Source organism: Rhodococcus cercidiphylli, from assembly GCF_033042225.1.
Lineage (GTDB): Bacteria > Actinomycetota > Actinomycetes > Mycobacteriales > Mycobacteriaceae > Rhodococcoides.
The window spans coordinates 99409-124434 of the sequence record NZ_JAWLKE010000001.1 but is presented as its reverse complement, the minus strand read 5'-3'; the positions used below and the strand labels follow the sequence as shown (position 1 = coordinate 124434).

At 64.6% G+C, this 25026-nt stretch carries 27 protein-coding genes and 1 pseudogene; 12 read left to right on the top strand and 16 right to left on the bottom strand.

The window, feature by feature from the left end:
• Position 1: 1 nt before the first annotated feature.
• Positions 2-229, bottom strand: coding sequence for a DUF3107 domain-containing protein (locus tag R3P95_RS00600; protein ID WP_068046048.1), 228 nt, complete (start codon positions 227-229; stop codon positions 2-4).
• Between the two features lie 106 nt (positions 230-335).
• Positions 336-1067 carry a ferritin-like domain-containing protein gene (locus R3P95_RS00595; RefSeq protein WP_262498296.1) on the bottom strand — a complete coding sequence of 244 codons (732 nt, stop codon included), beginning with the start codon at positions 1065-1067 and terminating at the stop codon, positions 336-338.
• Positions 1068-1361: 294 nt separating this feature from the next.
• Between R3P95_RS00595 and R3P95_RS00590 the strand changes: the two genes are divergently transcribed.
• Together R3P95_RS00590 and R3P95_RS00585 are read left to right on the top strand one after the other, a co-directional pair.
• On the top strand, positions 1362-3026 hold the full coding sequence (locus R3P95_RS00590; RefSeq protein ID WP_317547115.1) for a DEAD/DEAH box helicase: 1665 nt from the start codon (positions 1362-1364) through the stop codon (positions 3024-3026).
• Positions 3027-3035: 9 nt separating this feature from the next.
• Positions 3036-4280: an Rv3212 family protein gene (locus R3P95_RS00585; RefSeq protein ID WP_317547114.1), complete on the top strand. Its 1245-nt coding sequence runs from the start codon at positions 3036-3038 to the stop codon at positions 4278-4280.
• Between the two features lie 21 nt (positions 4281-4301).
• Here R3P95_RS00585 and R3P95_RS00580 read toward each other — a convergent pair whose 3' ends face one another.
• On the bottom strand, positions 4302-5096 hold the full coding sequence (locus tag R3P95_RS00580) for a ParA family protein (protein ID WP_317547113.1): 795 nt from the start codon (positions 5094-5096) through the stop codon (positions 4302-4304).
• A 59-nt stretch (positions 5097-5155) separates the two neighbouring features.
• Positions 5156-5998 (bottom strand): annotated as a pseudogene (locus R3P95_RS00575) (MFS transporter); the annotation flags it as partial.
• Between the two features lie 159 nt (positions 5999-6157).
• Between R3P95_RS00575 and R3P95_RS00570 the strand changes: the two are divergent.
• Both R3P95_RS00570 and R3P95_RS00565 read left to right on the top strand, forming a co-directional pair.
• Positions 6158-6799 carry an acid phosphatase gene (locus R3P95_RS00570; RefSeq protein ID WP_149405466.1) on the top strand — a complete coding sequence of 214 codons (642 nt, stop codon included), beginning with the start codon at positions 6158-6160 and terminating at the stop codon, positions 6797-6799.
• A complete protein-coding gene (locus tag R3P95_RS00565) occupies positions 6796-7272 on the top strand; it encodes a GNAT family N-acetyltransferase (protein ID WP_149405465.1) in 477 nt (158 codons plus the stop codon). The genes R3P95_RS00570 and R3P95_RS00565 overlap by 4 nt, the downstream gene beginning before the upstream one ends.
• 10 nt (positions 7273-7282) lie before the next feature.
• On the opposite strand, the gene R3P95_RS00560 is transcribed toward R3P95_RS00565, so the two are convergent.
• Complete coding sequence (locus R3P95_RS00560) at positions 7283-7711, bottom strand: hypothetical protein (protein ID WP_149405464.1); 429 nt, start codon at positions 7709-7711, stop codon at positions 7283-7285.
• A gap of 61 nt (positions 7712-7772) precedes the next feature.
• Here R3P95_RS00560 and R3P95_RS00555 point away from each other — a divergent pair, with 61 nt between their 5' ends.
• Positions 7773-8726: a diacylglycerol/lipid kinase family protein gene (locus R3P95_RS00555; protein ID WP_068045641.1), complete on the top strand. Its 954-nt coding sequence runs from the start codon at positions 7773-7775 to the stop codon at positions 8724-8726.
• 265 nt (positions 8727-8991) lie between these two features.
• Complete coding sequence (locus tag R3P95_RS00550) at positions 8992-9246, top strand: WhiB family transcriptional regulator (protein ID WP_032366305.1); 255 nt, start codon at positions 8992-8994, stop codon at positions 9244-9246.
• A gap of 130 nt (positions 9247-9376) precedes the next feature.
• Here the strand turns inward: R3P95_RS00550 and R3P95_RS00545 are convergent, their stop codons facing one another.
• Positions 9377-10855, bottom strand: a complete 1479-nt coding sequence (locus R3P95_RS00545; RefSeq protein WP_068045643.1) for a sensor histidine kinase — start codon at positions 10853-10855, stop codon at positions 9377-9379.
• A 21-nt stretch (positions 10856-10876) separates the two neighbouring features.
• Positions 10877-11092, bottom strand: a complete 216-nt coding sequence (locus tag R3P95_RS00540; protein ID WP_008717734.1) for a biotin/lipoyl-binding carrier protein — start codon at positions 11090-11092, stop codon at positions 10877-10879.
• 119 nt (positions 11093-11211) lie between these two features.
• Here R3P95_RS00540 and R3P95_RS26090 point away from each other — a divergent pair, with 119 nt between their 5' ends.
• Positions 11212-11286: a 50S ribosomal protein bL37 gene (locus tag R3P95_RS26090; protein WP_370878772.1), complete on the top strand. Its 75-nt coding sequence runs from the start codon at positions 11212-11214 to the stop codon at positions 11284-11286.
• 76 nt (positions 11287-11362) lie between these two features.
• On the opposite strand, the gene rsrA is transcribed toward R3P95_RS26090, so the two are convergent.
• Together rsrA and R3P95_RS00530 are read right to left on the bottom strand one after the other, a co-directional pair.
• Positions 11363-11671, bottom strand: coding sequence for a mycothiol system anti-sigma-R factor (gene rsrA / locus R3P95_RS00535; RefSeq protein WP_262498294.1), 309 nt, complete (start codon positions 11669-11671; stop codon positions 11363-11365).
• A complete protein-coding gene (locus R3P95_RS00530; RefSeq protein ID WP_094642309.1) occupies positions 11668-12450 on the bottom strand; it encodes a sigma-70 family RNA polymerase sigma factor in 783 nt (260 codons plus the stop codon). The genes rsrA and R3P95_RS00530 overlap by 4 nt, the downstream gene beginning before the upstream one ends.
• A gap of 90 nt (positions 12451-12540) precedes the next feature.
• Between R3P95_RS00530 and ybaK the strand changes: the two genes are divergently transcribed.
• From ybaK to rsgA, 3 genes are read left to right on the top strand one after another with little or no spacing between them, the layout of a single operon-like run.
• Positions 12541-13032, top strand: coding sequence for a Cys-tRNA(Pro) deacylase (gene ybaK / locus R3P95_RS00525; RefSeq protein ID WP_149405463.1), 492 nt, complete (start codon positions 12541-12543; stop codon positions 13030-13032).
• A gap of 6 nt (positions 13033-13038) precedes the next feature.
• Positions 13039-14355 carry a 3-phosphoshikimate 1-carboxyvinyltransferase gene (aroA, locus tag R3P95_RS00520; protein WP_149405462.1) on the top strand — a complete coding sequence of 439 codons (1317 nt, stop codon included), beginning with the start codon at positions 13039-13041 and terminating at the stop codon, positions 14353-14355.
• Positions 14307-15341: a ribosome small subunit-dependent GTPase A gene (rsgA, locus tag R3P95_RS00515; RefSeq protein WP_188078567.1), complete on the top strand. Its 1035-nt coding sequence runs from the start codon at positions 14307-14309 to the stop codon at positions 15339-15341. The genes aroA and rsgA overlap by 49 nt, the downstream gene beginning before the upstream one ends.
• On the opposite strand, the gene R3P95_RS00510 is transcribed toward rsgA, so the two are convergent.
• Together R3P95_RS00510 and R3P95_RS00505 are read right to left on the bottom strand one after the other, a co-directional pair.
• Complete coding sequence (locus R3P95_RS00510; RefSeq protein ID WP_317547112.1) at positions 15265-16419, bottom strand: beta-carotene 15,15'-dioxygenase, Brp/Blh family; 1155 nt, start codon at positions 16417-16419, stop codon at positions 15265-15267. The genes rsgA and R3P95_RS00510 overlap by 77 nt on opposite strands.
• A 9-nt stretch (positions 16420-16428) precedes the next feature.
• Positions 16429-17223 carry a bacteriorhodopsin-like gene (locus R3P95_RS00505; RefSeq protein WP_223145633.1) on the bottom strand — a complete coding sequence of 265 codons (795 nt, stop codon included), beginning with the start codon at positions 17221-17223 and terminating at the stop codon, positions 16429-16431.
• A 207-nt stretch (positions 17224-17430) separates the two neighbouring features.
• Between R3P95_RS00505 and R3P95_RS00500 the strand changes: the two genes are divergently transcribed.
• The gene (locus tag R3P95_RS00500) at positions 17431-18000 is read left to right on the top strand and encodes a TetR/AcrR family transcriptional regulator (RefSeq protein WP_149405458.1); all 570 of its coding nucleotides are present in this window, start codon (positions 17431-17433) and stop codon (positions 17998-18000) included.
• 233 nt (positions 18001-18233) lie between these two features.
• On the opposite strand, the gene R3P95_RS00495 is transcribed toward R3P95_RS00500, so the two are convergent.
• The 5 genes from R3P95_RS00495 to R3P95_RS00475 form a co-directional block, all read right to left on the bottom strand.
• The gene (locus R3P95_RS00495) at positions 18234-19484 is read right to left on the bottom strand and encodes a fatty acid desaturase family protein (protein ID WP_283347038.1); all 1251 of its coding nucleotides are present in this window, start codon (positions 19482-19484) and stop codon (positions 18234-18236) included.
• A 123-nt stretch (positions 19485-19607) separates the two neighbouring features.
• Positions 19608-20909, bottom strand: a complete 1302-nt coding sequence (locus R3P95_RS00490; protein ID WP_149405456.1) for a fatty acid desaturase family protein — start codon at positions 20907-20909, stop codon at positions 19608-19610.
• 108 nt (positions 20910-21017) lie between these two features.
• Complete coding sequence (locus tag R3P95_RS00485; protein ID WP_094642485.1) at positions 21018-22133, bottom strand: ferredoxin reductase; 1116 nt, start codon at positions 22131-22133, stop codon at positions 21018-21020.
• Between the two features lie 124 nt (positions 22134-22257).
• Positions 22258-22782 (bottom strand): DUF6912 family protein, encoded by a 525-nt coding sequence (locus tag R3P95_RS00480; RefSeq protein WP_068045663.1) that lies wholly within the window; start codon positions 22780-22782, stop codon positions 22258-22260.
• Positions 22783-22793: 11 nt separating this feature from the next.
• Positions 22794-24239, bottom strand: coding sequence for a WS/DGAT/MGAT family O-acyltransferase (locus tag R3P95_RS00475; RefSeq protein ID WP_317547110.1), 1446 nt, complete (start codon positions 24237-24239; stop codon positions 22794-22796).
• 185 nt (positions 24240-24424) lie between these two features.
• Here R3P95_RS00475 and R3P95_RS00470 point away from each other — a divergent pair, with 185 nt between their 5' ends.
• Positions 24425-25000 (top strand): Rv3235 family protein, encoded by a 576-nt coding sequence (locus R3P95_RS00470; RefSeq protein ID WP_283347040.1) that lies wholly within the window; start codon positions 24425-24427, stop codon positions 24998-25000.
• The last annotated feature ends 26 nt before the right edge of the window (positions 25001-25026 follow it).

Below are 25026 nucleotides of genomic sequence, written 5' to 3'. Positions count from 1 at the left end.
CTCAGGCGGTCGCGAATCCGACCTTCCGAGAATCGGACGGACCGATCTCGACGTACGACACCTTGGAAGCCTGGATCAAGAACTTGCGTCCCTTCTCGTCCTCCAACGCCAGCACTCCATCCTTACCGGCAAAGGCGGTCGATACGAGCGCTTCGACCTCGGCCGGGGACTGCGTGCTGTTCACGACGAGCTCACGGGAACTCTCCGAAACACCGATCTTGACCTCCACGGTCAACCTCCGAACTCTCGACAACTCTGCTCACGCCAGGCTAGTGCAGCGGCGTCGAGCCAGACGCCCGACGCCCTGTGCTGTCAGCGAACACAGTCCTGTGCGGTCAGTCGAGGCCGAGTGAGGACATCCGTTCCGCGTGTTGTTCCTGCATGCGATCGAACAGTGCGACGACACCGTTGAGGTCTCCCGATGCGGTGATGACGAGATCGGTCAGCGACTCACGGCGAGCGAGCACGAACTGCGCTTGGGTGATGGCCTCACCGAGCAGACGACGACCCCACAGCATCAATCGCGCCTTCTCCTGCGAGCTCGCACGAACCCGATCGGACACCTCGTGCACCACGAATTCCGAGTGCCCGGTCTCGGCCAGCACGTCGCGGACGATCTCGGCCACGTCGGGGGCGAGACTGTGCGCGATCTGCCGGTAGAAATCGGCCGCGATGCCGTCACCGACGTACGCCTTGACCAACGACTCCAACCACGTCGACGGCGTCGTCGACTCGTGGTACTCGTCCAGGGCGCGAACGAACGGGTCCATCGAGGCGTAGACGTCGAGACCACGATCGGACAAGGCTCTCTGCAACGTCTCGAAGTGACTCATCTCCGCAGCCGCCATGCTCGCGAGCGCGACGCGACCCTCCATCGACGGAGCCATTCGAGCGTCGTCCGCCAGGCGATAGAACGCGGAAATCTCGCCGTACGCGAGCACCGCGAACAGATCCGGAATACCGGGGTGATCGTGCGCGATAGCCGGCTCGACTCGATCCGACTCGGGCGACTCGACGACAGTGGTGGGTGAAACTGCGGACGACGGCTCCGACGAATGGGCTCCCATGGCTGGCAATCGTAGTCCGGTGCCCGACGCCTCGTCGCGGCGCGCGCTGGACCTACCGTGACCTGCCGACAATGGAGAATTCCGTTCGGCAAGCTACCATGGTGCTCGATCGTCACTCGCGGACCGATGAAACGGACCGAAGAAGCACACGACGGTCATCGATAATGTGTGCGCACCTGATCCGGGTCGCCTCGACAGCTTCGCCGCAGCGGACATCGCAGTTCGCGGCCGCGCTGAGGCTGACGGCGACATCACATCGGATCGAGGGCATCGACTTCGGCCGGCAATAGGCCTATGCCCTCCTCGTGCGCACGTTCGACCACGAGGAAGGCCAGTCCCCTGAGCAAGATAGTCATCGACCAAGAATCCGACACCGGCGACACCACGCTGTCGGCGCAGCTGGACGACACGCACGTACCCCCCACTTTCGCCGAACTGAACGTGGACCCCACCATCGTTCGTGCGCTCTCCGAGATGGGAATCGAGCGCACGTTCGCCATCCAGGAGTTGACGCTGCCGCTCGCCATCGCGGGCGACGACCTCATCGGTCAGGCACGCACCGGAATGGGCAAGACGTTCGGCTTCGGGGTGCCCCTGCTGCACCGACTCGCCACGGACAACTCCGGTACCTCCCCGCTCGACGGCACTCCCCGCGCCCTGGTGATCGTGCCGACCCGTGAACTGTGCGTTCAGGTCAGCTCCGACCTCGAGAACGCATCCAAGTACCTCAGCGGCGCGAACGGCCCCGTCAAGGTGCTCTCCATCTACGGCGGCCGTCCGTACGAGGCGCAGATCAGCGCGTTGCAGAACGGCGTCGACGTCGTCGTCGGCACCCCGGGCCGACTGCTCGACCTCGCCAAGCAGAACCACCTGATCCTCGGCAAGGTCGGAGTCCTGGTCCTCGACGAGGCCGACGAGATGCTCGACCTCGGGTTCCTCCCCGACATCGAGCGCATCCTCGGCATGGTTCCCGACAAGCGTCAGACGATGCTGTTCTCGGCGACGATGCCCGGCCCCATCATCACTCTGGCCCGGACCTTCCTGACTCAGCCGACGCACATCCGCGCCGAAGAGGCGGAGTCCTCGGCCGTCCACGACCGCACCGCCCAGCACGTCTACCGGGCCCACGCCCTCGACAAGGTCGAGATGGTCGCCAAGGTTCTCAAGGCCGAGGGTCGCGGCGCGACCATGGTGTTCACCCGCACCAAGCGCACCGCCCAGAAGGTCGCCGACGAGCTGGCCGAGCGCGGATACTCGGTCGGTGCCGTGCACGGTGACCTCGGCCAGGTCCAGCGCGAGAAGGCCCTCAAGTCGTTCCGGACGGGCAAGATCGACGTTCTGGTGGCGACCGACGTCGCGGCCCGCGGTATCGACATCGACGACGTCACCCACGTCATCAACTACCAGTGCCCCGAGGACGAGAAGACCTACGTGCACCGCATCGGCCGCACCGGCCGTGCAGGGCGCACCGGCATCGCGGTCACCCTGGTCGACTGGGACGACATCCCCCGTTGGCAGCTGATCGACAAGGCGCTCGATCTCGGCATGCCGGATCCGGTCGAGACCTACTCGAGCTCGCCGCACCTGTTCACCGACCTCGGTATCGCCACCGATGCCACCGGCACGGTACGCAAGGCACCCTCGCGCGCCCCGGAGAAGGCGGACGACGGCGAGGCGACGGCAGCGCCTGCGGCCGACGCGTCTTCGGCTACCAAGCCGCGCCGCTCGCGCAGTCGGCGTCGCACCCGCGCAGGGCAGGACGGCGACAACACCGCCGCAACCAGCGTTGCGCAGAACGATTCCGCACCGGCAACGAAATCGGTTGCCGAACAGTCGGATACGTCCGATGCGGCGTCCGCGGACACGGTCACCAAGACTGCGCCGCGCCGCCGCAGGCGTCGTCGCCCCAGTGGATCGTCCGCCGACGCCGGATCCTCGACTGCGAGCGCGTCGGAGTAATCTCCCGCCGTGCTGGCTCCAGAACGAAGGACGAGAACCGACCTCGTCGTCGCCGCCGTCATCGCGGTGGTGGTAGTGGTTGCCGCGAGCATCGCCTGGTTCACCGGTGATGCTCGCGGAACCACATCGATCCCGGCCGAGGAGCCGCTGGCTCAGGCCGAGCCCGCGCTCACGGTGCCCACTGCGCTCACCGAACTGTGGCGTGCGCCGAGTGCAGCGACGGATTCGACGCGGACCCCGCTGCCTGTCGTCACCGGATCCACGGTGGTGACTGCGGACGGGGGCTCCGTCCTCGGCCGCGATCCGCGGTCCGGTGAGCAATCCTGGTCGTACACACGCGATCTCCCGCTCTGCTCGGTGGTCGCGTCGTGGAACACCGCGGTCGCGGTCTACCGCGACGACCGCGGCTGCTCCCAGGTGACCGAACTCGACGGGGCCACCGGAGAACGCAAGGCACAGCGCACATCCGACGCCGACGATGCGGTCCGCCTGTCCTCCGATGGCACCTACGTGACGTCGAGGGGCGACACTCGCATGGAGCTGTGGCGGTCGGACATGGTGCGCACCCTCGAATACGGTCGAGTCGATGCCCCGGTCAATCCGGGTAGTCAGCCGCGAACTGGGTGCACGCTGCTGTCCTCGGCCTCGACGAACTCGCGGACGGCTGTGCTCGAACAGTGCCCGGGAGAGACCGCTGCCCGATTGTCGCTGATGAATCCTGCACCCAAGGACGCCGGTAAACCTGAGGAGTACGGGTCGACGGTGGTACCGGAACTCGTTCCCCGATCCGACGCACCCACTGCCGGGCAGATCATCGCGATCACGGGCAGCGTTGTCGCGCTGTACATTCCAGCGGAGAACGGCGCGCCCGACCGGGTAGGACTCTACGACGACGCGGCCGCGAAACTGTCCGAATTCACTCTCCCGGCCGGCTCCTCCCCTACCCCGTATCTTCCTGCGACGAAGGCAGGTTCGGCTCTCACCTGGTTCACCGGCACGGGGGTCCAGGCGTTCGATTCCAACAACCTGAGCCCTCTCTGGACCGTCCCCGGAGCCCTCGGAAGTGGAGCGGTCATGGCAGGTCGACTCCTGTTACCGGTGCCCGACGGCATCTCGGTGGTCGATCTCTCCACCGGAGTCTCGACGGCCGACATTCCGGTCGACCGAGGCGATTACGACGGCCCGATACAGATGTCGGTGATCGGCGATGTGATCGTCGAGCAACGCGGTTCCGACGTGGTCGCTCTCGGCTGACCCGCCGGCACGGGCTTCGTTCTACTCCGCCGGATCGTATGTCTTCAGATCGGCTTTACCGTCCCAGTACGCCAGCAGATTCTCGGCAAGTCCTCGATAGGCCTGTGCGCCCTTGTTCTTTCGTCCCGAGAGTACCGTCGCGCCCGAGGCACTGGCCTCGGCGAAGCGTACGGTCCGCGGAATCGGCGGTGCGAGAACCGGCAACGAGTAGCGGTCCGAGACGTCGCCGAGCACATCCCTGCTGTGCGTGGTGCGGGCGTCGAACAGTGTGGGAAGGGCACCGAGCAGCGTCAGATCGGGGTTGGTGATCTGTTGCACCTCGGACACCGTTCGCAACAACTGCCCGACCCCGCGATGAGCGAGGGTCTCGCACTGCAGGGGCACGAGCACCGACTGTGCGGCAGTGAGGCCGTTGAGGGTCAGCACCCCCAACGACGGCGGACAATCGATGACGACGACATCGAAATCCTCGAGGATCGGCGCGAGTGCTCGCTTGAGCGCGAACTCGCGACCCGCGCGCATCAGCAGCAGGGCTTCCGCACCTGCGAGATCGATCGTCGCCGGAAGCAGAACGATTCCTTCCGCAGTCTCGATCAGCACGTCCTCGACCTTCGCATCCCCGGTCAGCACCTCGTGCACCGAGGAATCGAGCTTGTCGGGATTGTGTCCGAGAGAGAACGTCAGACAGCCCTGCGGGTCGAGGTCGACCACCAGGACTCGTCGATCGAGAGCATGCAGCGCAGCCGCGAGCGAAGCCACCGTGGTGGTCTTGGCGACGCCGCCCTTCTGATTCGCAACCGCAAGAATTGTCGTCACGGCCCTGATCCTTGCTTACATCGAGCCGATGAGCGAGGGTTCGGCATCTCTCGGGCGCGTCAGTGCAGCGAGATCGGTGCCGCGGACCGCTCGGTCACGTGCTTCGTCCGGGGCAGGAAGAAGGCGGGAACGAACGTGACGACGATCAGAACCAACGCGACCATGAAGGTGGACCCGAAGGCCCTGGCCGAGATGTCGAAGGCCTCGACCTGGCTGGTTGCGGTCAGTGCGGGCTTCTGTTGAGCGGTCAGCACCACCGACATCAGTGCGGTACCTATCGAACCGGCCGCTTGCTGGACGATGTTCATCAACGTCGAGCCGCGCGCAACCGTCTCGTCGGTCAACGTCTGCAGCGCAGCCGTCATGATCGGCATCATCGTCGAACCGAGTCCGAATCCCATGACGAACAGTGCACCGATGAGCACGGTGTACGAGGTGTCGGTGCCGACCCGAGTGAACACCGCCATCCCTGCGGTGATGAGCACCATCCCCACCAGCACGATCCTGCCGGGACCGAACTTGTCGGCGATCACTCCGGCGATCGGCACCGCGATCATCGCGCCGATGCCCTGTGGTGCGAGCAGCAGCCCGGCAGTCAACGTCGTTTCTCCACGAAGCAGGAAATAGCTCGGGAACAGCAGACCCGCGCCCATGAAGGCGACCATGAAGAGCGTCGTGGTGATCACGGCCACGGTGAGCGACCTGTTCCGGAACAGCCGTAGATCGATCAGGGGATGCTGCACGCGCAGTGCATGGAACACGAACAAGACGATCAACACGAGCCCGACGATGACCGGGACCAGCACCTTCACCGCGAGAACGGTTTCGGTTTCGACGACCGAGGACGCGCCGTAGAGGAACAGTGCGAGGCCGGGCGAGAGCATCAGCATGCCGCGGAAATCGAGCTGTGCGGCACGACGGACAGAGCTGCGTCGCCCATGGCAGTGACGATTCGGAAAGAGAGTAACCGGCCGGTAGGTCTGTACTCAATCGACAAATCGGACACATCCGCAGGTCGACTATGACAAGGGCCACATCGCGAGGGCAGGCATGATCGTTCCATGACCACACACGGCGGCGTCGAGGCAGGCAGAGTCGTTCTACTCCGGCACGGCGAGACCGAATGGGCGCTTGCCGGCAAGCACACCGGTAACACCGACGTCCCCCTCACCAGCGTCGGCGAGCAACAGGCCGTCGAGGCAGGATCGCTGCTCCGATTACTGAACCTGCGCGATCCTCTGGTGATCACGAGCCCGCGAGAGCGCGCACGTCGAACCGCCGAGCTCGCAGGCCTCGAGGCCGATCGGGAGTGGGATGCGTTGTCGGAGTGGGACTACGGAGACTACGAAGGCATCACGTCGACGCAGATCCACGAAACTGTGCCGCACTGGACCGTCTGGACTCATCCGTGTCCTGGTGGTGAGTCCATCGGTGACATCGCCGTGCGCGTCGACATGGTGCTCTCGGTCGTCCTGCCGCTGTTGAGCGGCCGCGACGTCGTGTTGGTCGGTCACGGCCACTTCTCGCGCGCACTGATCGCCGGCTGGACAGAGGCCCCCATCACCGAGGGCAAACGCTTCGCCCTCTCGCCCGCCGCGTACTCGTTGCTCGGCTTCGAGCATTCGTTCCGCCAGCTCGTCGCTCACAACGTGCACCCGTCGATCCTCACCGCCGCCACGGCACCGAAAGGAAACCCAGGATGATTCGCCGCGCCACCGAGGCCGATGTTCCCGCCGTCACCGCTCTCGTGCACGAACTCGCCGCATACGAGAAGTCGTCCTCGCTGTGCACCGTTCGAGACGAGCAGCTTCGCTCCGCTCTGTTCGGAGCGCAGCCGTCGGTGTTCGCGCACGTTGCCGAGCACGAGGGGACGGTGGTGGGGTGCGCGCTGTGGTTCTTGAACTTCTCCACGTGGGACGGAGTCAACGGAATCTATCTGGAGGATCTCTACGTGCAACCCGCCGCGCGGGGAGAAGGCTTCGGAACTGCACTGCTCGCCGCGTTGGCCGCCGAATGCGTCGATCGGCAGTACACGCGGTTGGCCTGGTCGGTTCTGGACTGGAACACCCCGTCGATCGGCTTCTACCGATCGCTCGGGGCAGAGCCACAGGACGAGTGGACCACGTTCCGCCTGACCGAGGATGCATTGGTCGAGTTGGCCATTCAGGCGCGTTGAAACGACTACGTCATCGGAAGTCGTCGTCGACGTCGCTGTATTCGGCGGCCATCCACCGAGAGGACGGCGGGCTGAACAGCAAGACGAGCACGCCGACGACCACGACTCCGAGGGCGACGCCGTAGACGGTCTGATGCGATCCGGTCAACAGCGACCACACGACGGGCAGCAGCAACAGCTGTACGACCGTGGCGATGGATCGTCCCCAGCGTTTTCCGAGGACCAGGGCAACGCCTGCGGCTCCGACTCCGATGCCCAGGACGCCGAACCATCCCGCGGTGCCGTACCCGTTGGCCACTGCGTTCTCCCCTTCTCCGGAGAACGCTCGGACGAGTAGGACGATCGCGGCCACCAACGACGCCACGCCCTGCGCTGCGACGAGCGCCCCGGCGGATCGAAACGTGGCCGGCGGGGTGAGGTTCTCGGGTGAGGTGGACACGCGACCAGCCTAGGCAACCGGGAGTGGAGCGTGCGGAACGACCCGGTTAGTGTCATTGCTCGTGCGTGCGCTGCTGATCGTCAATCCCAATGCGACTTCTACGACTGCTGCGGCTCGGGATCTGTTGGCTCATGCATTGTCGAGTCGGGTGCGGGTGACGGTTGCGCAGACGACTCATCGTGATCATGCGTCGGAGCTGGCTCGGGGTGCCCGTGAGGACGGGATGGGGTTGGTGATCGTTCACGGTGGCGACGGGACGGTCAACGAGGTGATCAACGGTTTGCTCGGGGTGCCGTTGCCCACGTCGATGCAGGCGGTGACGATCGGTGCGATTCCGCCGATCGCGGTCGTTCCTGGCGGTAGTGCGAATGTGTTCGCTCGTTCGTTGGGTATCGAGGCGGATCCGGTGGCGGCGACGAATCAGTTGATCGGGCTGCTCGACGCACGGGCGCGGCGGACGATCGGGTTGGGGCATTGCGACAATCGCTGGTTCACTTTCAACGCGGGTATGGGTCTGGATGCCGATGTGTGTCGGGCGATCGATGCCGGCCGTAAGGACGGCAAGCCGGTGTCTGCGACGCGGTATCTGCGGTCGGCTGTGCAGGAGTTCTTCAAGCACAAGCGGCAGCCGGCTCGGTTGACGGTGGAGGTTCCGGGTCGGGATCCGTTCGAGGGAGTCCACTATGCGTTCGTGTCGAATTCGAGTCCGTGGACTTATTTGAACCAGAGGCCGGTGCACACCAATCCGGGTACCGGTTTCGATTCGGGTCTCGGAGTGTTCGGCATGCGCTCGACTGCGTTGTTCCCTACGTTGCGGGTCTCTCGCCAGCTGCTTGCCAAAGGTGCAGAACCGAAGTCTCGCAAGCTGATTCGTATCGACGATGTACCGAGCGTCCGTATTTCCTCAGCAGAACCGGTCGGTTTGCAGATGGACGGCGACTACCTGGGCGAACGCACCGAGGCCGAGTTCTTCTCCACTCCCGACGCGCTGCAGGTGGTTGCGCCGAGCATGTGAGGGGCCGCGTGTGCCGAGTCCCACTGAGGCGCAGAGCGCACTTTCTGTGAAATCACGAGCGAAATCTGTTCACTCGGGGTACAAAGGAGCGCAGAAGGCTAAAGCGAGCCTAACAGAGTGAGCTTGACCACGGTCACGCGCGTACCCCTTGACTTCACCTGAGTTCGTGAAAGCATTCACAAGCAACAGTGCGGAAACATTGGTTACCCACTCGTGAACAGAAGAGAAACGAAACGGCGCTTCGGCGCCCGGTAAGGAGCAGAGGATGGACTGGCGCCACAAGGCAATTTGTCGCGATGAAGATCCGGAACTATTTTTCCCGGTGGGAAACAGTGGTCCGGCGCTCGCGCAGATCGCCGATGCCAAAGTCGTCTGTACTCGGTGCCCCGTCACCGCTGAATGCCTGTCCTGGGCACTCGAATCCGGCCAGGACGCAGGAGTATGGGGCGCAATGAGTGAAGACGAGCGCCGTGCACTCAAGCGACGCAACGCACGTACGCGCGCACGCAGCTCCGTCTAGGACGCGAAACCAGCACACGCTCGAGGCCCGGTATCCGCTGTAGCGGATACCGGGCTTTCTGCGTTCCACGGGCCTCCAGGGTCCCTCTGGCGGTCGACGAGCCCGTTACGCACTGTTCACCGAACGTGCATCAGGGCCTGGGCACACGCCGTCCCAGGGGAACCCTCAGCATCGCGTCGGTTCCCCCACCCGCCGCGGGATGCAGACCCAGCGATCCGTTCAGCTCCACCGAGACCAGAGTGCGCACGATCTGCAGCCCGAGGCCGTCCGAGCGTTCCAGCGAGAACCCGGTGGGCAAACCGCGCCCGTCGTCGTGGATGACAACATCCAGCCATTTCGCGGACCGGTCGGCTCCGATTCGGACGACACCGGCCGACCCGGCGTCGAATCCATGCTCCATCGCGTTCTGCACCAGCTCTGTGAGCACCATCACCAAGGGCGTCGCGCGTTCGGCCGAGAAGACTCCGAGTTTGCCCTCGCGCACCACTCGCACCCTCGGATTGACCGTGGCGATGTCCAGCATGATCGGCACCAATCGATCGACGATCTCGTCGAGGTCCACTTCCTCGTCCACCGACATCGACAGCATTTCGTGCACGAGTGCAATGGACGTGACTCGGCGGACCGACTCGGACAACGCCGTGCGCGCTTCCTCGTTCTCGAGTCGGCGCGACTGAAGTCGGAGCAGCGCCGCCACCGTCTGCAAGTTGTTCTTCACCCGATGGTGGATCTCCCGAATGGTTGCGTCCTTGCTGAGCAGAGCACGATCGCGGCGCTTGACCTCGGTGACGTCGCGGATCAACACGGCCGCCCCGGCAGACCTTCCGCGCGGCTGCAGGGCCAGCGTGCGCACGAGAACGGTGGCACCGCGGGCATCGACCTCCATCCGGTGTCCCACGTTGCCGTTGAGCGACGACCTGATGTGATCGGCCACTTCCTGCGAGTCGAAAGGGTCGGTGACCAGCGACCGCGTGACCGACGCCAGATCCCGGCCGGACAGCTCGGTCGTCAATCCCATCCGGTGGTACGCCGAGAGGGCGTTGGGACTGGCGTAGTCCACCAACCCCTCGGTGTCGACGCGAATGAATCCGTCGCCTGCACGCGGGGACGAGTTCACATCGGTGCGCTCTTCGGGGGTGGGAAACGTGCCTTCGCTGATCATCAGACACAGGTCGTCGGCGCATTCTCGATACGCCACCTCGAGGGCACTCGGCGGTCGAAGCTGCGCGGGATTGGTATCGCGGGTCAGCACCGCGATGACGTGCTCTCCGCAACGCACCGGAATGCTCTCGGTTCGCGTCACCACGCCTCCGTGCACGATCTTCCGCTGCTGCAGCGCGACCATCACATCGGGGTGCTCGGATTCGGAGATCGTCGTTCCCACGATGTCGTGAGTGAAGACCGTGGGCGCGGTCGTCGGCCGGCACTGAGCCACACACAGTACGTCGGCAGTCCCACTGGACACGTCGTCCGTGCCGACCCACAGCAGCACATCGGCGAAAGACAGGTCGGCCAGCAGCTGCCACTCGCCTACGACGCGTTGGAGATGGTCCACCGCAACACCGGGGAGGTCGGTGTGCTCGGCCAGAAGGTCACTGAGGGTCGACACGAGATCTCACGTGATCGTTGCTCAGGACACGACGGCGATGAGGTCGCCCTGCTGAATGACGTCGCCCACCGCGACGTCCACCGACGTGACCGTCCCTGCGGTCTCGGCCAGCACAGGAATTTCCATCTTCATCGATTCCAGTATCACGAGGGTGTCACCGACCTCGACGGCATCGCCTCGGGCCACGACCACCTGAAACACAGTGGACACCATTTCCGCGCGAACGTCCTCGGACATCGGCGAACCCCTCTCTCACGTCACCACGAACTGCGCTGGACACCCATATGAGACCAGGCCCGTCACAGTAAGCCAATCACACGTGGGAGACTGTAGTGAACAAACGAGAGGAGCCCATCATGGGAAAGCGTGGACGTAAGAAGCGTGCTCGTAAGGGCAACAAGGCCAACCACGGCAAACGTCCCAACAGCTGACGGTTTGCCACAAGCCGCGAGGGGCCGAGAAGCGACTGCTTCTCGGCCCCTCGTCGTTCGTGGGTAGGAGCTGCGACTACTCGGAGTCCGTCTGGCGGATCAGTACGGTTCGTCGAATCTCGACGCTGAGTCGTTCGCGCAACCCGGCCGGTGCCTGGTCTCCCCCGCACTTGCGTGAGATGAGCCGCTTGACCTTCTCTTCGATTCCGTAGGCCTCGAAGCACGATCCGCATTCGTCGATGTGCTTCTGCAGACGGGATCGGCTCGCTTCGTCGCATTCGTTGTCGAGCATCACCCACACGTCCGCGATCACCGCCGAGCAGTCGAGACGCTCGAACTGTGCGTCGCCGTCGTTCCCGCTATCGATCTTTCCGGTGCCCGTCACTGGACTACCTCCTGCTCGTGCCGGTCGACTGCGCCGTCCCGGTTGAAACCACGCTCGCGTGCAACCCCTGCCAGCAGGCCCCGCAGCTGCTTGCGTCCGCGGTGCAGACGCGACATCACCGTGCCGATGGGAGTGCCCATGATCTCGGCGATCTCCTTGTACGGGAACCCCTCGACGTCGGCGTAGTAGACAGCCATCCGAAACTCTTCGGGTAGAGACTGCAGCGCCGCCTTGATGTCGTCGTCCGGCAACGCGTCCAGAGCCTCGACCTCGGCGGAACGCAGCCCCGTCGACGTGTGTTCGGCGGTGGCGGCGAGCTGCCAGTCACTGATCTCGTCGGTCGGGTACTGAGCGGGCTGACGCTGCTTCTTGCGGTAGGAGTTGATGTAGGTGTTGGTGAGAATTCGGTACAGCCACGCCTTGAGGTTCGTGCCCTCACGGAACGACCGGAAAGCCGAGTAGGCCTTCACGAACGTCTCCTGAACCAGATCCTCGGCGTCGGCGGGGTTGCGCGTCATACGCAGAGCTGCGCCGTAGAGCTGATCGAGCATCGGCAGCGCGTCGCGCTCGAAGCGCTCGGTCAACTGCGCCTCGGTCTCGGCAGCTCTGCGCTCCGCGATCGCCTTCTCGTCGTCCACGTCAGCGACGGGATTGCTGGCTTCTGTCACGCTGATCCCTTCGATAGCTTCCACCGCCCAGGCTACCGCGCCCGAAGTCGACTTCTGCGAAGAGATCACCCCCTTCAGCGCGAGGGGACGTCCCGCGGTCAGCACTGCCATTCGTCATTCCTTCCACCTGCATTCGTATCTGTTGTTGCACAACACGGCGTCGCGCCGCCGTGTTCCCGCCCGATCGCTAGAGTCCCGTGAATGGCTGCGTCCACACCCGCTCTCGCGCTGCTCACCGCACGAAAGGTGGCGCACACCGTGCATTCGTACGACCACGACGCACGGGCGCAGTCCTACGGCGAGGAGGCGGCACAGATACTCGTCGAACGACTCGGCGTTCGGCCCGAACAGGTCTTCAAGACTCTCGTCGTCGAACGAGCGGATCGCTCGCTGGCGGTGGCGATCGTCCCGGTGACGACGACGCTCTCGCTCAAGGCCGCGGCCGCCGCGCTGTCCACCAGAAAGATCACGATGGCCGACAGGACTGCCGCCGAGCGCTCCTCCGGGTACGTCTTCGGCGGTATCTCACCTCTCGGCCAACGCAGATCCCTGCCCACCGCGATCGACGTTTCGGCCCTCGGTTTCGAGACGATTCTGTGCAGTGGAGGTCGGCGCGGACTCGAGATCGAACTCGCACCGGCCGATCTCGTCCGGCTCACAGCCGCTACATCCGCGCCCATCGCCGCGCGCTGATCCCGAATGAGAGAAGATGGACGGGTGAGCAATTGGACAGCCCCCGCCGCCGTCGCACCCGTCGACGCGACAGTCACTCTGCCCGGATCGAAGTCGATCACCAATCGCGCACTGATCATCGCCTCGCTCGCCACCGGCTCGTCGACGATCACCGGTGCCCTGCGCAGCCGTGACACCGATCTCATGATCGACGCCCTGACAACCTTGGGCATCGATATCGAGGCCGCGGAGGACGACAGGACGTCGTTGCGGGTGACTCCGGCACCGCTGCGCGGAGGAGCCGTCGACTGCGGGCTGGCAGGTACCGTCATGCGCTTCGTGCCACCCCTGGCTGCGCTCGCCGCAGGCGAAGTGTCGTTCGACGGCGACGAGCAGGCACGTATCCGACCGCTCGACACGATCCTCGACGCTCTGCGCGCGGTGGGGGCCGAGATCGACGGCAGCGCGCTGCCGTTCACGATGCGTGGCACCGGTTCGCTGCGCGGCGGATCGGTCGAGATCGACGCCTCGGGCTCTTCGCAGTTCGTCTCCGGTCTGATGCTCTCCGCTGCGGCCTTCGACGAGGGAATCGAAATCCACCACATCGGCAAGCCCGTTCCGTCGATGCCGCACATCGACATGACCGTGGAGATGTTGCGGCGTGCGGGCGTCCGAGTCGATACCCCCGAGTCCGGTGGTGACGCGAACACCTGGCGGGTGCACCCAGGCCCGGTCGCGCCGATCGACTGGACCATCGAGCCGGACCTGTCCAACGCCACCCCCTTCCTCGCTGCAGCGGTGGTGACGAAAGGCAGAGTGCGCGTGCCGAATTGGCCCGAATCGACAACTCAGCCCGGCGACGCATTCCGCGAGATACTCACCCTGATGGGCGCTCGAGTCGACCTGACCGCAGGCATCCTGACCGTCGAGGGCCCGGATACGTTGCGCGGCATCGATTTCGATCTCCACGATATCGGCGAACTGACCCCAACGGTCGCGGCGCTCGCCGCACTGGCCGAGGGGCCGTCGATTCTGCGTGGCATCGCCCATCTGCGTGGCCACGAGACCGACCGACTCGCTGCACTGACAACCGAGATCGTCCGACTCGGCGGACGCGCCGTCGAGACCGACGACGGCATCCGAATCGATCCGGCACCGCTGCACGCAGGCGTCTGGCACTCCTACGCCGACCACCGCATGGCGACCGCAGGCGCGATCGTCGGCTTGCGGGTACCCGGGGTCGAGGTGGACGACATCGGCACCACCGCCAAGACGCTCCCCGGCTTCGAAACGCTGTGGGACGCAATGCTGTCCGCATCGACACCGAGCGGGGTCGGCTCCTGACCGCGCGCCGGTACGACGAGTCCGACGTTAGGATTCGACCGGGCAAGAGTTCGCGACCACGGACCAAGACTCGACCCGAACACAACGACGCAGAAGCAGGCATGGTCGTGTCCGTCGACCGCGGCCGATGGGGATGCGTGCTCGACGGTGATCCGGCACGGCCGGTCGTGACGATGCGCGCCCGCGAGCTGGGCCGAACTCCGATCGTGGTGGGAGACGAGGTCGGTATCGTCGGAGATCTGTCGGGCAAGGTCGACACTCTGGCTCGCATAGTGCGCGTGGCCGAGCGGCGGACGGTGTTGCGTCGCACCGCGGACGACACCGACCCGTTCGAGCGCGTCGTGGTGGCCAATGCCGACCGGCTGCTCATCGTCGCCGCGCTCGCCGACCCACCTCCTCGCACCGGCTTCGTCGAACGAGCACTCGTGGCGGCGTACGTCGGCGGACTCGAACCCGTTCTGTGCCTGACCAAGAGCGATCTGGCCGACCCCGAAGAATTCACCGCCGCCTTTGCCGATCTCGACGTACCGGTGGTGCTGGCGGGCCAGTCCGAGGACCTCACGGAGCTGACCTCGATGCTGACGAACTCGGTGACCGCGCTCATCGGACACTCGGGCGTCGGAAAGTCCACGCTCGTCAACCGGCTGGTGCCCGACGCGTATCGCGCCACGGGGGTGGTTTCGGGCGTCGGCAAGGGCCGCCACACCTCGACGCAGTCGGTGGCGCTACCGCTACCCGGCGGCGGCTGGGTGGTGGACACTCCCGGGATCCGGTCGTTCGGACTGGCGCACATCTCCCCCGAGAACGTCGTCGCAGCGTTCTCCGACCTGGCCGACACGATCGAGAACTGCCCCCGAGGATGCACGCACCTCGGGCCGCCCGCCGATCCAGAGTGCGCCCTCGACTCCCTCACCGGCGATGCTGCTCGACGTGTCGCCGCCGTGCGTCTGCTCCTCGAGGCCGTTCGAACGAACGACGCTTGGTAGCTATGGACAGGTAGGAACTCGGCAGCGGTCGAAGTCTGCGTCGGGACTCGGATGGTGCCGGTGCGGCAGCCGGTCGTGCGCCGGGCCCGTGCACCTGCCGAGAGGGCACGAAATCGAGCCACCAGACCACCACCATGTGCGGCACGGTGAGCGCGAGCAGGAGGCGAAGCACCTCGGCCACCATCGTCGTCGGGTTCGGTGACGCAACGGTGAACCAGCCGAGGGCGAGCACCGCTGTCAACGCCGCCAGCGACGGCACTGCGGAAAGCCGAACCAGCCGCCAGGTCGCCGCTCGCCCCCGACCATCGACGAGGAGTGCGGCGCAGCCGGGCTCGACCGTCAACAATCGCGCGGTGTGGCGCAGCGCGTGCCAGCAGCCGAACCAGACCGCAAAGGCCACCAGCGGTGGTGCCGCCATCCCGAGGGCACCGATAATTACGACATCGAGCGCCACCGTTCGATGCCCCGACCGCAGGGCGGCGGCCACTGCGACGGACGCCGCAACGCACCACGTCGACACCAGTGCTATCTGAACCGGCGCAAGTGAAATGAGGACGGCCAACTCCGGCGAAACAGCTGTCGCCACTCGAAGGAGCTGATCGCCCGAACGCGCCAACGGCAACACCAGAGCACCGGAGCCCGCTACGACGATCGCAGCAGCCGGAATCCGTCGTGGCAGCCACCCGGTCAGCAACCGGGAGACCTCGAGTTCCCCCATTCCGAAATGCACCGCGCTGAACAGCACGGCCGCGACCAAGGCGATCGGACCGACCCACTCCAGCAGTGCCCATGCTGCGGCAGCCGCGCCCGCATAGACCGCGGCTACCGCCAGTAGCGGTGCACCCCCGGACAATCGCTTTGCCATCAGATGGTCGATCGCCCCGTGCGGGATCCCTGCGAGGAAAGCCACGCCCGCGACAACCAACGCCACCGGCGCGGTGATGGCGGGCAGCCCGATCAGGTGGCCGCTCGACATCACCACCGTCCCCACCACCAACCACCGCGACCATGTCGCAGCAGTCAGCAGTGGGGCGGAGGTGCTTGTCGTCGAGTCGCCCGATTGTTCAGTGAGACTCACGATCGTGCGCTACGAGCCGTTCTTCCCGGCCGACGCGGGCCGAACTTCGAGCTCATTTTCCCGCGCCGCGAAATCGGGGTCATCGGCGAAGGACTTCAGGCGAGCGATCTTGTAGATCAACAGGCCGTACAGCACCTTGGCGAGGATGTCGGCAATCGAGTATCCAGCCTGCTTCGCAACCCACGCCGTGGCTCCGGTGTCCGAGAAGTACAGCGGAATGATGTACGCGATCGGGTACACACCCCAGGTGGCCAGCAGAAGAATCCTCATCCGACTGACGGTTTGCCGCACTGCCGGGGGCTGCCGGTCGAGCGAACGCGTCAGCTCTACGAAAAGCACGTAGAGGATGTACAGGAACGGGATGGTGGACAGCAATCCGAAGACGTTTCGAATGGTGTTGTCAGCACTGATCTCCCCCGGGTAACCCAGTGCGATCATCAGAGCAGACGCCGGGATCAGTCGGTAGAGCAACGAAGCCTGCAGCTTCTTGGCAAGTGCCAGAACGACGATGAGCTCGGTCAGCAGCAGCGGGACCGTGAGCAACCAGTCGACGTAGCGATACCCCTCGTTGAAGGACTCGCCCACCGCCTGGACGTACGTCCCGCGCCCACCCTGGGCGTCGGTGACGAACGCGGACTTGAAGGATTCGAAGATGCGGAAGTAGTGGTATGCAGCAATGCCACACACGATCGCAGAGATAACCAGGGCCTGGCGATACCGCGCAAGCACCCGCGGCTGAGCTGCGAGCAGAAACAGCGAACCGAACAGCTGCGCGGCGATGACCAGGGACAAAAAGTTGTACACCGTGTCGAACTGTGACTGAGTTAGTTCCTCGGGAATCATCTCTCACCTCTGAGCGCGTGATACTTACCGGACGAACTAACCGTACTGTACTGAACTATTAGTTCACTAGTGATTGATCGATCCAGAACTGGTCTTTCTGTACATCAGCTATTTTGGACGCTGCGGCGTATAGTCAGCCGCTTCACACGTGAGGCGAGGTGAACACACATGACATCCGTACAGAAGCTCGAGCAGCTCACGGTGCCCGCCGAACCGCGGGTGGCCCGCACCCGGGCGGACGTCGCGCGTAGCGCTTTGGCGGTTCTCACCCAAGAGGGTTCGGACGCGTTGACCCACGCCCGAGTAGCCGAGATCGCCGGATACTCCAAGACGACCCTGTACTCACATTGGCCTTCCAAAATCGACCTCGTGCTCGTCGCACTCGATGCCCTGGGAGACATGCCTCACCACGAGGCCACCGGCGACCTGCGGAGCGACTTGATCGCCGAATTGAAGTTGTTCCGCCACGCAGTGATCGAGCTGCGGCTCGATCGCGTGCTCATCGCCATGGCCCAGTGGGCGAGCGTCGAAACCGTGGGTCGACTGCGGGACGCCATCAACACCAATGCGCAGCGTCCGGTCCGGCAGATGCTCGAAAAGTCCTTCCAAGGGCCACGATTGGAAGCGGCCATCTCCATGCTCGCCGGCGTGGTCGCCTGCCCGTCGCTGATGTTCGACACCGTCCCGAGCGACGACGTCATCGAGGCGGCCGTGGACATGATCGTCCGCAGCGACTGACGGGCCTCTGCGCCGAAAGCCCGCGATCGGACGCAGGTCGACAACCACACCTTGCCGGCGATGATGTCATCGCGTCGATTCACCAGCGGGGCAGGCTGACCCGACAGAACGGGCGCCCTCGGAGGGTGTCGTTTCGGTCCGCCTACTGTTCGAGGCCATTCGAACGAACGAAGCCTGGTAGCAACCACCCGCTTCGGGGTCGGTTGCCACCAGGCTCCAATTCGGTGCAGGGCTTACGCGGCCTTACCGACCAGCCTGCGAATTCCCTTGCGCTTCTTCGTTTCTGCAATGGCGGTGCGCAAACCACGACGCTTGCCGGTTTCGGGATCGACGGTGAACAGGCCCGCCGGCGCGTCGGCCCATTTGCGCTCGGACGCCGTCTCGGGAGCGTCGTCGCTGGTCGCCCTCAGGTACTTGTTCGGCAGCGACAGCTTCGCGATGGTTCGCCAGGACAGGAAGTACTGGTGAACGATCGAACCGGTCGTGTACGGCAGGTCGTACTTCTCCGCCAGTTCGAGCACTCGAACCTTGATCTCCCGCAGGCGGTTGCTGGGGAGGTCCGGGAACAGGTGGTGCTCGATCTGGTAGCAGAGGTTGCCGCTCATGAACTCCATGACGGGACCGGCATTGAAGTTCGCGCTGCCGAGCATCTGACGCAGGTACCACTGCCCCTGCGTCTCACCCTCCATGTCGGACTTGGTGAACTTCTCCGCACCGTCCGGGAAGTGGCCACAGAAGATGACGGTGTTGGTCCACACGTTGCGCATCATGTTGGCGACGATGTTCGCCGTCAACGTGCTCTTCCAGGCAGGTCCGGTCAGCAACGGGTGCAGGATGTAGTCCTTGCCGATCTGCTTGCCGACCTTCTCGAGCACCTCGCGCCGCTTCTGCTCGAATTCCTCGCGCGGCACTCGACCCTTGGCGACCTTGCCCAGTTCGAGGTGCTGAAGCGCCACTCCGTACTCGAAGAACAACTGCAGCAGCAGGTTGTAGACGGGGTTGCCGATGTTGAAGGGCTTCCACCGCTGATCGCGGGTGACGCGGAGCAGACCGTAGCCGACGTCGTCGTCCATGCCGAGCACGTTGGTGTACTTGTGGTGAATGTAGTTGTGCGTCTGCTTCCAGTGAGCCGACGGGCCCGTGTTGTCCCACTCCCACGACGTGGAATGGATCTCAGGGTCGTTCATCCAGTCCCACTGGCCGTGCATGACGTTGTGGCCGAGCTCCATGTTCTCGATGATCTTCGCGACCCCGAGCATGGCGGTGCCGACCAGCCAAGCGGGACGCTTGCGGCTGGCGAAAAGCACGGCCCGGCCACCGATGTCGAGGGATCGCTGCAGGCGGATCGTGTTCTTGACGTACCGGGCGTCGCGTTCGCCGCGGGACGCTTCGATGTCACGTCGGATGGAGTCGAGCTCGTGGCCCAACGCCTCGATGTCGGCATCGGTCAGATGCGCGTATTCTTTGACGTCCGTAATCGCCATGGGATACAACCTCCTGGCAGTCGTGAACACACAGCTCGCGTAATCAGGCCATGTGCAATTCCGTCACCTACCGTATCGTAAGTTACGGTCCCGTAGGTTAGTGGCGGAAATCTGTGTGACGATTCACAACGGAACGCGGTCACCCGAGCGACGCAGGCTCTTGGCCTGACGCTTGGCTTCCTTCTTGGCGTTGCGCAAGCTCACGCGTGCCTCTTGCATTGCCGAACGCAGACCTCGACGCTGCCCGGTGAGCGGATCGATTCTGAGCGCGTGGACGGTAGGCGAATCGCCCTCCCGCCATCGTCGCTCGGACGACGTCTCGGGAGCGTTGTCGGACGTGGCGCGCAACCACGAGTCGGGCAGCGACAGCTTGTGGATGGTCCGCAGCGCCAGCAAGTACTGCTTGCCGAGCGATCCTGTGGTGTACGGCAGATCGTACTTCTCACACAGAGCGTGCACCTTCTCGGCGATCTCCGAGTACCTGTTGCTCGGCAGATCCGGGAACATGTGGTGCTCGATCTGGTAGCAGAGGTTGCCGCTCATGAAGGCCATGACCGGACCGGCCTCGAAATTGGCACTACCCAGCATCTGACGCAGGTACCACTCGGGGCGTGTCTCGGTCTCGAACTGCCCGATCGTGAACTTCTCGGCGCCATCGGGGAAGTGACCGCAGAAGATCACCGCGTAGGCCCACAGATTGCGGACCAGGTTGGCCGTGGCGTTGGCGGTCAACGTGGATTTCCACGCCGGACCGGACAGTGCCGGGAACAGGACGAAATCCTTGCCGACCTGCTTGGCGATCTTGCGCGCGAAAGCGCGGCTCGCCGGAGACTTCAGCAGACCCTTCTGGTCCTCGCCGTCCAACTGCTTCTGCGCGTCGTAATCGTGCAGCGCGATGCCCCACTCGAAGGTGGTGGCCAGCACGATGTTGGCAAGCGGCTGAACGAGATTGATCGGCTTCCACGGCTCGTCACGAGTCATGCGCAGAATTCCGAAGCCGATGTCGTCGTCCATGCCGACGATGTTGGTGTAGGTGTGGTGCGAGTAGTTGTGGGCTCGCTTCCACTGCTCGGACGGCCCGGTCTGGTCCCACTCCCACGAGGTGGAATGGATCTCCGGATCGTTCATCCAGTCCCATTGCCCGTGCATCACATTGTGACCGAGCTCCATGTTCTCGATGATCTTGGCGACACTGAGCATCGCTGTGCCGGCGATCCACGCCGGCCGATACTTGCTGCCGAGCAGCACCGCGCGGCCGCCGAGCTCCAGCAACCTCTGCAGTCTGATGGTCCGACGGATGTATGCGGCATCGCGCTCGCCACGGCTGTCTTCGACGTCTCGACGAATCGAATCCAGTTCGCGACCGAACGCTTCCATGTCCGCTTCGCTGAGATGAGCGAACTCTTTGATGTCGGTGATGGCCACCGGGTCCTCCAACAGTTGAGTGCAGTGCCCGAAATATCGGGTTTCGACGTGGGCAACCTACGTAAGCGTAACCGAACAGTCTGAGAAGGCAGTGTGCGAGAAACAGACCTACAGTTCCAATGTGCAGTCGCCCGCAGCTGCGGAAATGCACGTCTGGACGCGGTCGCCCTCGCTGTGTTCCTTACCGGAACGCAGGTCTATGACATGCCCCGAAGTCAACGGCACCACACATGTCTGGCAGATACCCATCCGGCAGCCGAACGGCATCTGAACTCCGACGTTCTCGCCTGCTTCGAGCAGACTGGTCGCGCCGTCGACAGTGGTCTTCTTGTCCGACTTGGAGAACGTGACGGTGCCGCCGGCACCGGAGGTATCGGCGCGCGAGATCTCGAACCGCTCCAGATGAAGCCGGTCCTCGATTCCTTCTCGCTTCCAGGTCTTCTCGATCTCCTCGAGCAGTGCTGCCGGTCCACACGCCCAGGTGTCGCGCGTGCGCCAGTCGGGATAGAGCTCGTCGAGCGAGGCGAGTGCGAACTTGCCGTCCGATCGTGTCAGCTGCACATGCGAGGTGAAGTTCGGATGAGATTTCTCGAGCGCAGCGATCTCGGCCGCGAACATGACTTCGTCCTCGGTCGGTGCCGAGTGGATGTGCACGGTGTCGGGCATGTCGCCGTGGCGATCCAAGGCCCGCAGCATCGAGATGATCGGGGTGATGCCGCTACCGGCCGTGACGAACAGGATCTTGTTCGGCGGCGGCACGGGCAGCGCGAAATTGCCCTTCGGGGCGGCCAGCCGAACGATGGTCCCCTGCGGCACACCGCCGACCAGATGCGAGGAGAGGAAGCCTTCCGGCATCGCCTTGACGGTGATGGAGATCAGCTTGTCCTCCCAGTTCGGCGGGGAGGTCAACGAGTACGAACGCCAGTGCCATCGCCCGCCGAGGTGCAACCCGATCCCGATGTACTGGCCGGGCCGGTAGTCGAAATTGAAGCCCCAACCCGGCTGAATCACCAGGGTCACCGCCGTGGCGGTCTCCTTCTCCACTCGCACGATGCGGCCGCGGAGTTCGCGTGCCGACCACAGAGGGTTCGCGAGATGAAGGTAGTCGTCGGGCAACAAGGGGGTGGTGATGCGGGTGAAAGCACCACGCACCATGTTCAGTCTCGGACGCTTGGGGGCCGATACTCCGGCCGCCGGAGCCTCCAGCCACTTCTTCAGATCCATCGGGTGTTCCATCCCCTCGATCGAGATACTGAACCGCTTGCGGTCATCGAGGTTACGCTACCGTAGGTTCGGGTTCGGGAACACCTGTGTCGGTGTGAATCGTGTGCGAACGAACACGACGGAATCACAGCAGTTCGAGCAGAAACGACAACTCTTGCGGGGCGTACCACGCGAGCGTGTGATCCTCGGCATCTCCCAGCACGAACTCCGCATCCTCGTCTCCCATGTCCGCAGCATCGACCGCGGCGACGGCCTTGGCGACCGCCGACTCGGCCCCTTCGAGATCGACGTGGACCGACGCGACCTGATCCATCCGCAACGGCTCTTTCAGCCGGACTACGGCGTCGTCCAGATCGGGACGCAGAGTGGGATCGTCGACATCGGCCGCGATCACCGCCCTCCGGTACACCACCCCTTCGGCGACTGTTCCGGTGTCGGTCTCGTCGTCGACTGCTGCGGCGATCAAACGCAGCGAGGCCCGGGCGGCCTCCCCCATCGCCACCTCGGAGAGCTCCTCGTCGTCGCCGGACGAATAGGCCTCACGCAGTGTCGGTGTCACCGCGAAGGCCGTGCGCGAGACCGGGCTGAACTCGCCCTCCGCCGACAGCACTTTCAAGAACTCCAGCGTCGCCGGAACGTAGACACGCATGACAGAAGACCTCACACTCTCGATTCGTTACTCGCGTCGACCAACTCTTCCAGCGCCTCGTGCAGAAGCGCCGTGACGACGTCCACATCGGGCATGGCACCTCGATCTGCATTGAGCCCGAAGAACACGTAGCCGTCGTAGGACGTCAGCCCGATGCTCATCGCCTGGTTCTCGAACAGCGGCGACACCGGATACATCTCGAGCATGCGCGCACCGCCCACATACAGCGGGAACTGTGGTCCGGGGGCATTGGTGACGATCAGATTGAACACCCGCTGGGACAGCCGACTACCCGCTCGCGCGCCCATCGCGTGCAGGCTCGCAGGCGCGAATCCGGAGATGCGCATCAATGTCTGAGCGGTGACGCCGCGACTCTGCTTGGAGTGGGCCTCGGTGGCGTGCGCAATGTGCGAGAGCCGCACCACGGCATTGGATTCACCGACGGGCAGGTCGACGAGAAACGACGAGACCTCGCTGCGATCTTCCTCGGCCGCCTCGACCGGCCGATCGGCCGCGTCTCCGAAACCGACCCGATCGGCCGAGACGTACACCGACATGGGCACCATGGCCCGCACCGTGGAGGACGCAGTGACGGGCTCGCCTCGAGAGAGCAACCAATTGCGCAGTGCCCCGGTGACGACAGCGAGCACCACGTCGTTGATCGAGCAGCCGAACCTGTTGTGCACTCTGCGGTAGTCGGCGAGCTCGGTCTTGGCCACCGCGAATCTGCGGTTTCGCGAGATCGGGGCGTTCAGCGGACTCGACGGCGCGCTCTGGGTCGCGGTGCGCAGCACGGCCGCGACCTTCGCTGCGGCCCGCAAGGCTCCACCCGCGACACCGGCAGCGCCGTGGACCGCGCCGCGCAGTGCCTCGACGCTCTCCCCCGGACGTACCACCAAGTCGGTGAGAGCATCGATGACCAACGCCGAATCCTTCGGCTCGCGCGCGGGCATCCAGAGTTCCTCGGCCATCGGCGGCGGATTCTTGCTGGCATCGAGAATGACCTGACCGATGTCGAGCGCGTGTTCACCGTCGACCAGCGCCGAGTGAGACTTGGTGAAGACGGCGAAACGATTCTTCGACAACCCCTCGACCAGGTACATCTCCCACAGCGGACGGGTGCGATCGAGTGGGCGCGAGGTCAGCCGCGCGATCAGATCGTGCAGCTGATCGTCCGAACCCGGCTTGGGTAGTGCCGAACGGCGGATGTGGTAGGTGATGTCGAAATCCGCGTCGTCGACCCACACCGGCCTGGCCAGCCCGAAGGCGACCTCACGCACCTTCTGCCGGTACCGGGGAACCAATGCCAGGCGTTGCTCGACCAACGACAGCAGACGGTCGTAGCTGAATCCACTGCGCGGAGTCCGGAAGATGGCGAGCGACCCGAGGTGCATCGGGCTGCTACTGGCCTCGAGAAAATAGAACGACGCATCCTGCGCTGTCAGCCTGGTCGCCATCGCGTGTTCCAGTCCCCGTCCTTGCGTGAAGTACGCGCCGATTCCTGTGGCCGAGCGCGCAGTGTGCTCGAACCTAGAGTACGTGGCGGACGAATGTCGGTCTCGGGGTCGTTCGAGGACCGTGTCGCGTGTTGTTCCCGGGTTTCGACGGGAACCGAACGCGCGCTCGGACCGTCAATGTCGGTGTGAGCGTCATCGAATCGAACGACCCGCCGCACATCGCGGACACCTCGGCCCCGGGCCCGCAACTCCGCGCCGAACATCATTGCTTTCTCTCGCGTGCCGCTCCGTTCGAGCCGCCGCTCAGCTCCGGTGCCGTGCACACGTGGGATCCAGCGGCGATCACCGATTCGCCGCCCGCCCGACACCGACCCTCCGTGCGCAGCAACCGTTCTCGACGGCGCATCGAGCCTCCCGGCCGGCCGACGGTGCCCGCCGATGCGCGCTCGAGTGCCGACCGGGCGATGCGCATGATGATCGAGGTGATCGATCGACGACGCAGCGCAGACCAGCTGTCGCCGTTGTTCACCGCCTCGATGATCGACCTGGTGCGGACCATAGTGCGAAACCCACCGCCAGGAAGGCGACTCGGATTCGCCGCAGTGCGTCGAGTGCATGTGGCGTATCAGTCGGATGTCTCGGCGGAGATCTTCGGCTCGTACACTCGCGGCCCACGTATGTTCGCCTTCGCAGGCCGAATCGAGCTCGCCATCGACCCGCGCCGGCCCGGGTGGACGGTCACGTCGTTGCGAGTGGGGTGAGGGTCGCGTCGCCCCGAGGCGACGCG

Bases quoted from the DNA above. Each gene is read 5' to 3' on its own strand.
- R3P95_RS00595 (WP_262498296.1), bottom strand. From the start codon at position 1,067: ATGGGAGCCCATTCGTCGGAGCCGTCGTCCGCAGTTTCACCCACCACT.
- R3P95_RS00590 (WP_317547115.1), top strand. From the start codon at position 1,362: ATGCCCTCCTCGTGCGCACGTTCGACCACGAGGAAGGCCAGTCCCCTG.
- R3P95_RS00570 (WP_149405466.1), top strand. From the start codon at position 6,158: ATGACCACACACGGCGGCGTCGAGGCAGGCAGAGTCGTTCTACTCCGG.
- R3P95_RS00565 (WP_149405465.1), top strand. From the start codon at position 6,796: ATGATTCGCCGCGCCACCGAGGCCGATGTTCCCGCCGTCACCGCTCTC.
- R3P95_RS00550 (WP_032366305.1), top strand. From the start codon at position 8,992: ATGGACTGGCGCCACAAGGCAATTTGTCGCGATGAAGATCCGGAACTA.
- R3P95_RS00540 (WP_008717734.1), bottom strand. From the start codon at position 11,092: ATGTCCGAGGACGTTCGCGCGGAAATGGTGTCCACTGTGTTTCAGGTG.
- R3P95_RS00530 (WP_094642309.1), bottom strand. From the start codon at position 12,450: ATGGCAGTGCTGACCGCGGGACGTCCCCTCGCGCTGAAGGGGGTGATC.
- ybaK (WP_149405463.1), top strand. From the start codon at position 12,541: ATGGCTGCGTCCACACCCGCTCTCGCGCTGCTCACCGCACGAAAGGTG.
- aroA (WP_149405462.1), top strand. From the start codon at position 13,039: ATGAGAGAAGATGGACGGGTGAGCAATTGGACAGCCCCCGCCGCCGTC.
- R3P95_RS00500 (WP_149405458.1), top strand. From the start codon at position 17,431: ATGACATCCGTACAGAAGCTCGAGCAGCTCACGGTGCCCGCCGAACCG.
- R3P95_RS00495 (WP_283347038.1), bottom strand. From the start codon at position 19,484: ATGGCGATTACGGACGTCAAAGAATACGCGCATCTGACCGATGCCGAC.
- R3P95_RS00485 (WP_094642485.1), bottom strand. From the start codon at position 22,133: ATGGATCTGAAGAAGTGGCTGGAGGCTCCGGCGGCCGGAGTATCGGCC.
- R3P95_RS00480 (WP_068045663.1), bottom strand. From the start codon at position 22,782: ATGCGTGTCTACGTTCCGGCGACGCTGGAGTTCTTGAAAGTGCTGTCG.
- R3P95_RS00475 (WP_317547110.1), bottom strand. From the start codon at position 24,239: ATGGCGACCAGGCTGACAGCGCAGGATGCGTCGTTCTATTTTCTCGAG.